Origin of the sequence: Sphingobium yanoikuyae (genome assembly GCF_034424525.1) — a bacterium.
Lineage (GTDB): Bacteria > Pseudomonadota > Alphaproteobacteria > Sphingomonadales > Sphingomonadaceae > Sphingobium > Sphingobium yanoikuyae.
On the sequence record NZ_CP139979.1, the window covers coordinates 1,817,501 to 1,830,200 of the forward strand.

Below are 12,700 nucleotides of genomic sequence, written 5' to 3' on the forward strand. Positions count from 1 at the left end.
GTCGTTGGTGGTGTGGACTCTCAAGCGTGAGGTAAGGGCATCTGGTGAATGCCTTGGCATGTACAGGCGATGAAGGACGTGGCACGCTGCGATAAGCGTGGGGGAGCCGTGAGCAGGCTTTGATCCCGCGATTTCCGAATGGGACAACCCACCTTCACCATTTAATTCCGTTCTTGGTTTTCCAGGCGCGTAGTTAAATGGGAGAGGTATCACTAAGCTGAATAAAATAGGCTTTGGTGAAGCGAACCCGGAGAACTGAAACATCTCAGTACCCGGAGGAAAAGACATCAACCGAGATTCCGTTAGTAGTGGCGAGCGAACGCGGACCAGGCCAGTGCCTGATGTTTAATTAGCAGAACGATCTGGAAAGTTCGGCCATAGCGGGTGACAGCCCCGTATGCGAAAATGAAACATCAGGACTTGAGTAGGGCGGAGCACGTGAAACTCTGTCTGAACATGGGGGGACCACCCTCCAAGCCTAAATACTCGTACATGACCGATAGTGAACCAGTACCGTGAGGGAAAGGTGAAAAGCACCCCGATGAGGGGAGTGAAACAGTACCTGAAACCGGATGCCTACAAGCAGTGGGAGGGTCCTTGAGACCTGACCGCGTACCTCTTGCATAATGGGTCTGTGACTTAGTGTATCAAGCAAGCTTAAGCCGTTAGGTGTAGGCGCAGCGAAAGCGAGTCTGAATAGGGCGCCATAGTTTGATGCATTAGACCCGAAACCCGGCGATCTATGCATGACCAGGTTGAAGGTGCGGTAACACGCACTGGAGGACCGAACCGTTCAATGTTGAAAAATTGTCGGATGAGTTGTGCTTAGGGGTGAAAGGCCAATCAAGCCGGGAAATAGCTGGTTCTCCGCGAAATCTATTGAGGTAGAGCGTCGAATATTTGCCGTTGGGGGTAGAGCACTGGATGGATGCGGGGGTCGCGAGATCTACCAATTCTAACCAAACTCCGAATACCAACGAGTCTAGTTCGGCAGACAGACGGCGGGTGCTAAGGTCCGTCGTCAAAAGGGAAACAGCCCTAACCTACAGCTAAGGTCCCCAAGTCATCACTAAGTGGGAAAGCATGTGGGATTTCCAAAACAACCAGGAGGTTGGCTTAGAAGCAGCCATCCTTTAAAGAAAGCGTAACAGCTCACTGGTCTAAATAAGAGATCCTGCGGCGAAGATGTAACGGGGCTAAAGTGATGCACCGAAGCTTAGGGTTCAGTCTTATGACTGAGCGGTAGCGGAGCGTTCCGTAGGCCGTTGAAGCGGAAGGGTAACCGACCGTGGAGGTATCGGAAGTGCGAATGCAGACATGAGTAGCGATTAAGAGGGTGAGATGCCCTCTCGCCGAAATTCCAAGGGTTCCTGCTTAAAGCTAATCTGAGCAGGGTAAGCCGGCCCCTAAGACGAGCCCGAAGGGGGTAGTCGATGGGAACCACGTTAATATTCGTGGGCCTGGTGGTGTGTGACGGATGCCGTAAATTGTTCGGGCTTATTGGATTGCTCCGGGCAGTGAAGGGGTCCCAGGAAATAGCCCCACCGTATAGACCGTACCCTAAACCGACACAGGTGGAATGGTAGAGTATACCAAGGCGTTTGAGAGAAGTATCCTGAAGGAACTCGGCAAATTGCCTCCGTACCTTCGGAAGAAGGAGGCCCCATCTCAAGGCAACTTTTGATGGGGGGCACAGGCCAGGGGGTAGCGACTGTTTAGCAAAAACACAGGGCTCTGCTAAGTCGGCTTCAAGACGACGTATAGGGCCTGACGCCTGCCCGGTGCCTGAAGGTTAAGAGGAGGAGTGCAAGCTCTGAATTGAAGCCCAGGTAAACGGCGGCCGTAACTATAACGGTCCTAAGGTAGCGAAATTCCTTGTCGGGTAAGTTCCGACCTGCACGAATGGCGTAACGACTTCCCCACTGTCTCCAGGATATGCTCAGCGAAATTGAATTCTCCGTGAAGATGCGGAGTACCCGCGGTTAGACGGAAAGACCCCGTGCACCTTTACTGCAGCTTCAGAGTGGCATTAGGAAAGAACTGTGTAGCATAGGTGGGAGGCTTTGAAGCATTGACGCCAGTTGATGTGGAGCCATAGGTGAAATACCACCCTGTTGTTTTCTGATGTCTAACCTCGCACCGTTATCCGGTGCAGGGACCCTCTGTGGCGGGTAGTTTGACTGGGGCGGTCGCCTCCTAAAGAGTAACGGAGGCGCGCGATGGTGGGCTCAGGACGGTTGGAAACCGTCTGTTAGAGTGCAATGGCATAAGCCCGCCTGACTGCGAGACTGACAAGTCGAGCAGAGACGAAAGTCGGTCATAGTGATCCGGTGGTCCCTCGTGGAAGGGCCATCGCTCAACGGATAAAAGGTACGCCGGGGATAACAGGCTGATGATTCCCAAGAGCTCATATCGACGGAATCGTTTGGCACCTCGATGTCGGCTCATCACATCCTGGGGCTGGAGCAGGTCCCAAGGGTTTGGCTGTTCGCCAATTAAAGTGGTACGTGAGCTGGGTTCAGAACGTCGCGAGACAGTTTGGTCCCTATCTGCCGTGGGCGTCGAAATTTGAGAGGAGTTGACCCTAGTACGAGAGGACCGGGTTGAACATACCTCTGGTGTACCTGTCGTCACGCCAGTGGCGCAGCAGGGTAGCTATGTATGGACGGGATAACCGCTGAAAGCATCTAAGCGGGAAGCCTCCCTCAAGATAAGATTTCATCGAGCCGTCGTAGACCACGACGTTGATAGGCTGGATGTGGAAGTGCGGTAACGCATGGAGCTAACCAGTCCTAATTGCTCTGTTCGCGCTTAAGAGTCCCACCATCAACGACAGTTCTGGGAACTGTCCACGATGTGGTCGTTAAGCCAGCCCAGATATACGAACATACAAACTCCAAAGCTCTTGTTGTTCACTTTCCCAAGTGAAAGTGAATTGTGCACGGTATCGATTAAAAACCCGCAGTTATGCGCCTGCTTCATTGCTTGGTGACCATAGCGTCTGTGACCCACCCGATCCCATCCCGAACTCGGCCGTGAAACCAGTCTGCGCCGATGGTACTATTGCTCAAGCACTGGAAGAGTAGGGCGTCGCCAGGCATTGAAGCACGCGCATAGCAACGGATCAAAAACCCATCACAATGTTACAAAACAGGGCGGCCGACAAAGCCGCCCTTTTTGCGTGTCAGGGCACCCAAATCGCCCAGTGTCGCGGGATGGAGCAGCCCGGTAGCTCGTCAGGCTCATAACCTGAAGGTCGTAGGTTCAAATCCTACTCCCGCAACCACCGATACCGACATACCGGACACCTCCGACGCACCAGCGCCGGGGGCGGTATCGTTTTTGGCGGATTGCTGCCGCTCCAGCCAATCCAGGATGGTACCGAATTCACCATGCAGCATAGCGTTGACTTCGCCGCGCCTGGTGCCCGGCGTCAGGACGACGCGCTCGATGAGCCCGCGCAGGGCGTCGGCGGCCTCTTCGCGCTCTTCGGGACAGACCAGGGCGTCTGCCAGGCGCTCGACCTTGCCGCGATAAATCTCGGCGATGTTGGGATGGATATCCGGAACATCAGCCGGCGCGGCAGCTAGACGGGCGCGGATGGTGTCCTCCTGTGCTTCCAGATCGAGAAGGCGGTCGACGAGGGTGCGTGTTCCCTTGCCTTCTTCCACTATGTCCAGAACGCCCTTGATCGCTTTCAAAACCTTCTCGAGTTCAGCGCGATCTGCCGTGTCGGTTGCCCGGCGCTCGCGGTTCAGACGATTGGTCTCCTCTACGCAGGTGCGAATGGCCTTGGCGGCCACTTCGGGGCTCATCATCCGATCGCGGAGGCCATCGAGAACCCGCGCCTCCAGTTTCTCACGAGAGATGCTATGCCCGTTCGAACAGCTTCTCGTGTCGATATGGTTCGAACACGCAAACCGCCCCTGCCCGCGAAGGGTATAAGACCCGCCGCAGCATCCGCAGTAAACGAGGCCGGAGAGAAGGCTCCTCGGCCGACGGGTTCGGTTCAGTTTGTTGTGTGCCGCGCGCGTCGCTTCGATCACGCCGGCATACTGGACCGCTATATCTTCCTGTCTTGCCTTGGCTGCCTGCCACAGTTCCTCATCGACGATCCGTAGATCGGGGACGTCGGTGACGATCCATTCCGATTGCGGATTGATCCGTGACACGCGCTTGCCGGTCTGAGGATTCTTGAGATAGCGAAGCCGGTTCCAGACCAGCTTCCCGATATAGAGCTCGTTGTTAAGCAGACCGGTCCCACGCTTTGCGTGCCCCCGGATCGTCGTCGACGTCCAAAGTGTGCCGGTCGGCGCGGGTATGCCTGCTTCATTCAAGCGTCGCGCAATCGCCTGAGGGCTGAGTCCGTTGGCGAACTGCCGGAAGACCTGACGCACCACCTCGGCTTCGACGGCATTGATGCTGCGCTCGCCATGGACTGCCTCGCCTTCGCTGGAGAAGCGGCGAACAACGTCATAGCCGTAGCACAGGCCACCACCAGACTTGCCTTTCTCGACGCGTCCGCGCAGGCCACGATGGGTCTTCTTCGCAAGGTCCTTGAGGAACAGGGCATTCATGGTGCCCTTAAGGCCGACATGTAGCTCGGACACCTCGCCTTCAGCCAGCGTGACGATCTTCACGCCAGCGAATTGCAGGTGCTTGTAGAGCGTTGCAACGTCGGCTTGATCGCGGGATACGCGATCCAACGCCTCCGCGAGCAGAACATCGAACCGGCCCATCTGTGCGTCCTGAACGAGGGCCTGAATGCCGGGGCGCAGGATAACGCTGGCGCCGGAGATCGCAGCGTCCTTGTAGCTGCCTATAACATGCCAGCCTTCACGCTTCGCCTGCTCCCGGCATATTAGGAACTGATCCTCGATCGAGGCAGCACTCTGCTTGTCGTCGGAATAGCGGGCATAAAGGGCGACGCGGGTCATATCGTTCTCCTCGCGGAGAAATTAACATGATGCTCGTTACCTGCCAAATTGGGCGGCCCGCATTTAGGCAGTGGAGCATTCCTGCAGCTCACGAGGACAAGATAGCCTAGGCTTCAGAATGATCCATGGCGACGTTCCTCATTGGCGGACAAAGATTTCATAGGCGGGTACCGCTCGCATTCGAGTGCATCTTTGTAATCGCTTATGTCGCTCCCTATCTAGGGGGGTCGCAATTACTTGATCGAGGAATCCGACATGGCGAACGGATGGGCGCGCGATGGCGCCGTACAGGATCAGATCGATGATACGGTGACCGATGCTGTCTTGCGAGCCCGAGGCATGATGCCGACGGGCGAAGGTAGCGACGAATGCGACGATTGCGGCGAGGACATTCCGCAGGCTCGCCGCGCCGCCTTGCCGGGTACGCGGACCTGCGTTGCGTGCCAGGCGAAGCGGGATGCGAATATGCGCGCTGTCGGGATCAACCGGCGCGGGAGCAAGGACAGCCAGCTACGATAGACCTGTCGGTACGGTTCAAACCCGTCATTCAGCGCACTCGGGGAAAATCGTTCAGGGAAAAGCCTCTAATATCACGACATCGCATCGTTCTTCCTTGCCGATGCGGACTTCCGGCGGCGTACCGGCTTGCCGGCAATTTCGATCCAGACCGGTGCGTGGTCGCTGGTCTTTTCCCAGCCGCGCACGTGGCGGTCCACCTGCGCGTCGGTGAGCCGGTCGGTGAGCACCGGACTGAGCAGCAGATGATCGATCCGGAGACCGGCGTTGCGGGCGTAGGCGTTCCGAAAATAGTCCCAGAATGTGTAGATCTGAACCGCGCCGGGTTTGCCGGAGGTTCCAACTCCTGAGAAGGTGGAGCCTGTATGAGCAAGACGACGAACAAGTTTGCGCCGGAAGTCCGCGAGCGGGCCGTGCGGATGGTGGTCGATCACGAGCGCGATTATCCCTCCCGCTGGGCGGCGGTGGTGTCGATCGCGGAGAAGATCGGCTGCGTTCCGCAGACGCTGCATGAGTGGGTGAAGAAGGCGGAGGTCAACAGCGGCAAGCGGGCCGGTGTTCCGACCGAGGTTGCCGACAAGATGAAGGCGCTGGAGCGCGAGGTCCGCGAGCTGCGCCAGGCCAACGAGATTCTACGCAAGGCGTCAGCATATTTTGCTCAGGCGGAGCTCGACCGCCCGTTCCGGCGATGATCGCGTTTATCGACGATCACCGCGATGCCTATGGGGTCGAGCCGATCTGCCGCGTCCTGCCGATCGCCCCATCCACCTATCACGAGCGCGTCGCGCAGCGACAGGATCCAACACGCCTGTCGGCGCGAGCACGGCAGGATGCGGTCCTCAAGCCGGAGGTCGCGCGCGTGTTCGCCCAGAACTTTGCGGTCTACGGTGTGCGCAAGGTCTGGCGACAGATGATGCGGGAAGGCTTTCCGATCGCACGCTGTACGGTCGCTCGGCTGATGCGTGAGATGGGCTTGGCAGGTGTGATCCGGGGCAAGCCGGTGCGCACGACCATCAGCGACAAGGCGGCACCGTGCCCGCTCGATCACGTCAACCGCAGGTTCTACGCGCCAGCGCCAAACATGCTGTGGGTGTCGGACTTCACCTACGTCGCGACCTGGGCGGGGTTCGTCTACGTCGCCTTCGTCATCGATACCTATGCTCGGCGGATCGTTGGCTGGCGAGCCAGCCGGACGGCCCATGCCAGCTTCGTCCTCGATGCACTGGAACAGGCGCTTCACGATCGTCGGCCGCCCCACCGGGGCGGCCTCATCCATCATAGCGACCGCGGGTCACAATACGTGTCCATCAAGTACACCGAGCGCCTCGCCGAAGCCGGGATCGAGCCCTCGGTCGGCAGCGTCGGCGACAGCTATGACAATGCTTTGGCCGAGACGATCAACGGCCTTTACAAAGCCGAGGTGATCCACCGGCGCGGACCGTGGCGCAGCTTCGAAGCGGTTGAGTACGCCACGCTGGAATGGGTCGACTGGTTCAACCATCGCCGATTGCTGGAGCCCATCGGCAACATCCCGCCTGCCGAAGCCGAAGATCAATATTATGCTGCCGCAGACAACATCGATATGGCAGCGTGACTCACAACCCAACGCCTCCGGCAGACCCGGCGCGGTTCACAGCGCCTCGCCCGGGTGGAGGATGCGCAATGCGTCGGCCCAGCCCTGGTCGAGCAGCCGGAAATAAGCCGCGCGCACCTCGGGCGCGAACAGCGCGTCGTCGAGCCAGCGCTCGGGTTTGTAGACGTCCAGTTCGGTCGGCATGACGTTGAAATCCCCGGCGAGCATCACCGGCAGGCCGGTTTCAAGCAGCCCCGCAGCATGCGCGATCAGGCGCTCGAACCAACGGAGCTTATAGTCGAACTTGGGGCCGGGTCTGGGATTGCCGTTGGGTAGATAGAGGCCGCCGATCAGGATTCCGTTGACCGCCGCCTCGATATAGCGGATGTGACTGTCATCGGGATCGCCGGGCAAACCCCGGCGGGTTTCGTGAATCTCGCCGACACGGCTGAGGATGGCGACGCCGTTCCAGCTCTTTTGCCCGTGCCAGATCGCATCATAGCCAAGATCGCGGATCGCTCGCAGCGGGAATTTCTCCTGCGGCGCCTTCAATTCCTGCAGGACGACGATGTCGGGCTGGCGTTCGGCCAGCCAACGCAGCAGCACCGGCAAGCGGCCATTGACCCCATTCACATTGTAGGTCGCGATGATCACAGGTCGGGAAGGATCTGATCGGCGCGCCCCCAATGGGCAAGGTTCTTCGACGCCGCGCGCTTCACCATCTCCGCTCCATCGCCGATATGCCAGTGCGATGGCTTGTCGAGATCGCGCAGTTCCTCCCAGGTCAGCGGAACCGCGATCGGCGCATATTCGCGTGTCCGCGCGCTATAGGGCATGACTGCGGTCGCGCCGCGCTGATTGCGCAGATAGTCGATGAAGATTCTGCCCGTGCGCTTCGCCTTGGCCAACGCGGCGGTGAAGCGGCCCGGCTCGGCCTGGGCGAGCGCCAAAGCAAAGCGATGTGCGAAGTCCTTTACTACCGGCCATTCGGCCGAGGGCGTGAGCGGCGCGATGACATGGACGCCCTTGCCCCCGGTGACCATCGGGAAGGTCGTCAGACCCATCTGAGCGAGCACGTCCTGCACATGGAACGCCGCCGAGACGACATCCTGGAAATCCAGTCCCTCGTCGGGATCGAGATCGAAAACCAGGCGATCAGCCTTCTCGACATCCTCGATCCGCGCGCCCCAGCCATGAAACTCGATCGTGCCCATCTGGACGCAGGTGAGCAGGCCGGCGGGCGTATCGACGAACAGATAGGGTTCGTCATGGCCGTCCTTCTCGCGGATGCCGACTTGTTTGACGTCGTCGCCAAAGCTGCCGGCGTCATGTTTCTGGAAGAAGCATTTCTTCGATCGACCCTGCGGACAGCGTACGAGGCTGATCGGCCTGCTGCCGGCCCAAGGCAGCATGATCGGCGCGACGATCTCATAATAATCGGCGAGCTGGCCTTTGGTGAGCTTGCCTTCCGGAAAGATCACCCGCTCGCGATTGCTGATCTTGACGCTGCTGCGGGCCGGGGTGGTCGCGATGGCAACCGGTGTCTCGGTCTCCAGCACGACGGCTTCGGGCTTCTTGTCCTCGCGAAGCCCAAGATAGCTCGGATGACGCAGCACGCCTTCGTCGGTGAACTCGACAAAGGCGATCTCGGCCACAAGCCTGGGTTCGATCCAATGCGCGCCGCGAACAGCGGCGCGGGGCGCGTCGACGGTCGGGCCTTTGCGCGCGAGCGGCGCCATGATTTCCATGAGCCGCTCGATCTCATCGGCGGTAAAGCCGGTCCCGGCCTTGCCGGCATAGCGCAGCTTCCCATTCTCGTTGACGCCGAGCAGCAGCGAGCGGAACCCGCGCTGCTTATCCGAGGGCGTCCAGCCGACAATGACGAACTCCTGCCGGCGGATACACTTGGTCTTGAGCCAAGTGCCCGAGCGCGAGCCGCTGTATCGCGCGTCGGCGCGCTTCGAGATCACCCCTTCGAGGCCGGCGCCGCAGAAGCTGGCTAGCAGCTTCTCGCCATTGCCGACGATGTGATCGGAATAGCGGATGCGCCCTTTGGCTTCGCCGATCAGCGCCGCCAGCTTCTCCTTTCGCTCGATCAGCGGCGACCGGGTCAGATCCTCGCCGTCCAGTTCAAGCAGGTCGAAGGCGAAATAGTCGATCGCGTCAGGATCGCTTTTGAGCGCCGCCTGCAGGGCCTGAAAGCTGGTACGGCCGTCGGGAAGGGTCACCACCGCCTCGCCATCGATCAGCGCGCTGCCGACGTTCAGCTTCAACGCGTCGGTGATCAGCCCGGCGAACCGATCGGACCAGTCGAGACCCGAGCGCGTATAGGCGCGCCCTTCGCCGCCACCGATCGCGAGGAGCGTTCGATAGCCGTCATATTTGAGTTCGTGCAGCCAGCGATCGCCCGGTGGGACATGATCGACGAGCGCGGCCAGCTGCACCGGCTGAAACGGCGGCAATAGGCCAGATTTCTTGCGGCGGGCGGGCGCGGCGGCGGGCGTTCTGGAATTGCCGGCCGCCGCAGGTGACGCTTTGGCGCCCGCCTTGCGCTTGCGCACAGCCTTGCCCGCTGCAATCTCCTCCATCGTGCGCCCCGTATCGACGCTGGTAAGATGGGTGCCGATCAGATCGTCTGAGCCGCCGGCGAATTCATCCTGCACCTTTCGCAAAATCCAGTTCTCGCCCTTTTCCTTGCCGCGCGGCTTCAGACGAAAGAGGATCCACTCACCCTGCATCCGCCGGCCGTGAAGAATGAAGTGGAGGTGACCTTCGGGCAGCGTCTGGCGAGGATCCTTGCCGGGGATCGATTCCCAGGTGCCATTGTCCCACAGCATCACCGTGCCGCCGCCATATTCGCCTTTGGGGATCGTGCCTTCGAACCGGGCATAGTCGAGCGGGTGGTCCTCGGTGCGGACCGCGAGGCGCTTGTCGTCGGGATTGCTGCTCGGCCCGCGCGTGACCGCCCAGCTCACCAGCGTGCCGTCCAGTTCGAGGCGGAAATCATAGTGGAGGCGCGACGCCGCATGCTTCTGGACGACAAAGCCGTTGCCGGTGGTCGGCTCGGTTGCGCCCGACGGTTCGGCCGTGCGGTCAAAGTCGCGCTTCTCGCGATATTTTGCGAGGCGCTCGTCGGCCGAAGTGATGTTCGCTCTCGAGGCTTGTGCCATATCGATTTCCGATCAGCCTGTTAATTCGTGCGGTGGCGAACTCGTTCCCCACTCGCCCCTTCGCCGATCGTGCGGACGAAGCGATAGCTTGCCTGTTCGAACTTCAGCGAGCGGAAGAAATTATGGCTGTTGTCGATCGTGATGTCGCTCATCGCCTCGATTTGACGGCAGCCGGCCTTGGCCAGCGCGGTCTCGGCGGCCGCCAGCATCGCCGTTCCGATGCCTCGACGACGGTGGCTCTTGTCGACTATGAGCACTGTCACGCGCCCGATCGGGCCGCGATGGATAGTCCCTACAACCGCCCATCCGCAGCAGCCGACGATATCGCCCAGCTCGGCGACTACCATTCCGGCCTTCGCCTTTCGGCCGGCTGCGAGATTGTCGGCGACCTGCGTGCTATCGAGCGATACACCGCTGAGCAGGGCGAAAAGCGCCGCCAGGGAACCGGCATCGTTCGCGGTGACAGCGCGAATACGCAGCTCCGGTTCGGGTGCGGGCATAGGCTCGGGATCGGGCTGGGGCGCTGGCTCAGCTTTTGGGACGAGCCGGAGTGAAGGCTTTGAACGCGCCTTCTTGGAAGGTTTCCGTGCCGGACCTGGCTCTTCTCGTCTATGCGGCGCCGAACGATCTCGTAACACCGGTTTTGCCCGGCGGCGGATGGGTTCCTCGTCCTCCTCGGGCTTGGGCGGGCGGGGTTTCTCTCTGGGGGCAGGTCGATCGGGAGTCGCGTCGGCCGACTGCTTCCATGTGCTTTGCTCGCTGCTTCGCAGATAGTCCTGGATGTCGTCGGCGCTCGCGGTCAGGCCATCGTCGCCGATACCGAGCAGCGCCTTGCCACCCGCATCGGTCAGGCCATATTTCCCGAAGTCGCCGGTGCCGGGCTTGCGTCGCCGCGACTTGACCAGCCTCAGCCCCCGGTGCTGCGCCATCTCGCGGAGCTCGTCGTCGCTGACCTCTGCCATCTTACGACGAGCCTGCGATGCCAGTATTTGTCAGTGCGGCAGGGGCGCCTCGGCGTCTTATGGGTTCCAGATGGCGCGACGCCCGGAACGGCACCCGGTGATGCGCGGTTCTCCAGATATGCGCGCGCATCCCTTCTCCCAATCCTCGATGATCAGCCGCATCGGCTTCGACGACGATGCCGGTATCCTGTCGATCTCGTTTCGCGATACTGGCACATATCTCTATTACGACGTGCCGGCCGAGACCTTCGAGGCCTTCTGCCATGCGGCTTCTGCCGGAAGCTTCTTCAATGAGCTGATCAAGGACCGTTTTCGCTACGCACGCGATCCCGAACGACGGCGCTTCGGGCCGAACGCCTGATCGCTCAGGCTTCGCCAAGGGCACGGTAAACCGACATCAGATGCCGAGAAGCGATGGCCCGCGCGCGCGGCGACCTGATCGTCTCCTCATTGGTCTCATGAAGCATGGTGAGCATGTCGAGCACTTCCTGGCGGGGCGTGCCCGTTTCTCGCAAGTGCGTGCCGATCAACGTCAACAGATTGGCCCACAGCGTGATGGCGCCTTCGGCAAATGCTGCATCGTCGTCGACGGTCGCCGCTACCGGGTCGGATCTGTCCGCCACGGATCAGGCCCGCTTGCGCGCAGCCGGTTTCGTGGCTGGCTTGGCCGCAGCCTTCTTGGCGGCCGGTTTCGCGGCAGCCTTGCTGGTCTTCTTTGCCGTCGCCTTGGACGAGCCGCCACCCGATGAGCCGAGCGAGTTCTTGAGGGCGGCCATCAGGTCGACGACGTTGGAACCACGCGAATCGCTGCCCTTGTCATCGCTCTCGATGTTAAGCGTCTTGCCCTTCTTCTTGCGCTCGATCAGCTCCTTGAGCGCGTCGGCATAGCGATCGTGAAACTCCCTCGCATCGAACTTGCCGGTCTTCTTGTCGATCAAGGTGGTGGCGAGGTCGAGCAATTCCTCGTCCGGATCGGTATCACCGATCTCGCGGAAATAGCTCGTCGCCTTGTTTACCTCGTCGGCGTATCGCAGTGTCTCCATCACCATGCCGCGCCCGCAAGCCTTTATGCTGACGACATATTCCCGTCCGCGCATCGCAAGCTGGCCGAGGCCGATCTTGCGGGTGCGGCGGAGTGCCTCGCGCAGGACGATGAAAGCCTCCTCGGCGAGATCGTCGGCCGGCACGACATAATAGGGCTTCTCGAAATAGATCGCGTCGATGTCATGGCTATCGACGAACTGGGTCAACTCGAGCGTTTTCTTGCTCTCCAGTTTGACCCCCTCGATCTCGTCGTCGTCGAGCAGGACATACTCGCCCTTGGCATATTCGAAGCCCTTGACGATCTCATCGACGTCGACAGGGCCGATCCCCGGCACGATCTTTTCATACTTGATCCGTTGGCCCGATGGCTCATGGATCTGGTTGAACGCGATCGTGGCGCCGCTCCTCGTCGCCGAATAGATTTCAACGGGAATGGAGACCAGCGCCAGTCGGATCTGACCTTTCCAATAGGGACGTGCAGCCATCGATCCTCTCCTT

The 12,700-nt window shown here is 60.3% G+C and carries 8 protein-coding genes, 1 tRNA gene, 2 rRNA genes, 3 pseudogenes and 1 other annotated feature; of the genes and pseudogenes, 7 read left to right on the forward strand and 7 right to left on the reverse strand.

From position 1 onward, the window contains the following. Positions 1-22: 22 nt before the first annotated feature. The 4 genes from U0025_RS08305 to U0025_RS08320 all read left to right on the forward strand — a co-directional run bounded on the left by U0025_RS08305 (position 23) and on the right by U0025_RS08320 (position 3,590). Positions 23-2,815, forward strand: a 23S ribosomal RNA gene (locus U0025_RS08305). Between the two features lie 169 nt (positions 2,816-2,984). After that, positions 2,985-3,099, forward strand: a 5S ribosomal RNA gene (gene rrf, locus U0025_RS08310). A 110-nt stretch (positions 3,100-3,209) separates the two neighbouring features. Then, positions 3,210-3,286 (forward strand) — tRNA-Met (locus U0025_RS08315). 64 nt (positions 3,287-3,350) lie between these two features. Then, entirely contained in the window at positions 3,351-3,590 is a 240-nt protein-coding gene (locus U0025_RS08320) for a hypothetical protein (RefSeq protein WP_037491491.1), read from the forward strand. Positions 3,591-3,884: 294 nt separating this feature from the next. Here the strand turns inward: U0025_RS08320 and U0025_RS08325 are convergent. Next, a pseudogene (locus U0025_RS08325) lies at positions 3,885-4,937 on the reverse strand (recombinase family protein); the annotation flags it as partial. A gap of 255 nt (positions 4,938-5,192) precedes the next feature. On the opposite strand from U0025_RS08325, the gene U0025_RS08330 reads away from it, so the two are divergent. Continuing rightward, the gene (locus tag U0025_RS08330; RefSeq protein WP_004212606.1) at positions 5,193-5,456 is read left to right on the forward strand and encodes a DksA/TraR family C4-type zinc finger protein; all 264 of its coding nucleotides are present in this window, start codon (positions 5,193-5,195) and stop codon (positions 5,454-5,456) included. Positions 5,457-5,527: 71 nt separating this feature from the next. Here U0025_RS08330 and U0025_RS08335 read toward each other — a convergent pair. Then, positions 5,528-5,764 (reverse strand): annotated as a pseudogene (locus tag U0025_RS08335) (exodeoxyribonuclease III); the annotation flags it as partial. A 54-nt stretch (positions 5,765-5,818) separates the two neighbouring features. Here U0025_RS08335 and U0025_RS08340 point away from each other — a divergent pair. Further along, positions 5,819-7,047, forward strand: a protein-coding gene (locus U0025_RS08340) for an IS3 family transposase (protein ID WP_086012831.1) whose coding sequence is annotated in 2 segments (ribosomal slippage) — positions 5,819-6,107 and positions 6,107-7,047 — 1,230 coding nt in all. Because the reading frame shifts where the segments join, the coding sequence is not laid out codon by codon here. After that, positions 6,100-6,216: a sequence feature (AL1L pseudoknot), on the forward strand. (Overlaps the previous gene by 117 nt.) A 39-nt stretch (positions 7,048-7,086) precedes the next feature. Here the strand turns inward: U0025_RS08340 and U0025_RS08345 are convergent. From U0025_RS08345 to U0025_RS08355, 3 genes and pseudogenes are all read right to left on the reverse strand, one after another. Then, positions 7,087-7,680, reverse strand: a pseudogene (locus U0025_RS08345) (exodeoxyribonuclease III); the annotation flags it as partial. Further along, positions 7,677-10,196 (reverse strand): DNA ligase D, encoded by a 2,520-nt coding sequence (ligD, locus tag U0025_RS08350; RefSeq protein ID WP_004212614.1) that lies wholly within the window; start codon positions 10,194-10,196, stop codon positions 7,677-7,679. The gene ligD and the pseudogene U0025_RS08345, both read right to left, overlap by 4 nt. A 20-nt stretch (positions 10,197-10,216) precedes the next feature. Then, the gene (locus U0025_RS08355; protein WP_004212616.1) at positions 10,217-11,158 is read right to left on the reverse strand and encodes a GNAT family N-acetyltransferase; all 942 of its coding nucleotides are present in this window, start codon (positions 11,156-11,158) and stop codon (positions 10,217-10,219) included. A 70-nt stretch (positions 11,159-11,228) separates the two neighbouring features. Here U0025_RS08355 and U0025_RS08360 point away from each other — a divergent pair, with 70 nt between their 5' ends. Further along, positions 11,229-11,519, forward strand: coding sequence for a KTSC domain-containing protein (locus tag U0025_RS08360; RefSeq protein WP_199909653.1), 291 nt, complete (start codon positions 11,229-11,231; stop codon positions 11,517-11,519). 4 nt (positions 11,520-11,523) lie between these two features. Here U0025_RS08360 and U0025_RS08365 read toward each other — a convergent pair whose 3' ends face one another. Then, positions 11,524-11,781 carry a hypothetical protein gene (locus U0025_RS08365; protein WP_004212618.1) on the reverse strand — a complete coding sequence of 86 codons (258 nt, stop codon included), beginning with the start codon at positions 11,779-11,781 and terminating at the stop codon, positions 11,524-11,526. A gap of 3 nt (positions 11,782-11,784) precedes the next feature. Next, positions 11,785-12,687 (reverse strand): non-homologous end joining protein Ku, encoded by a 903-nt coding sequence (gene ku, locus U0025_RS08370; RefSeq protein ID WP_004212620.1) that lies wholly within the window; start codon positions 12,685-12,687, stop codon positions 11,785-11,787. Positions 12,688-12,700 lie beyond the last annotated feature (13 nt).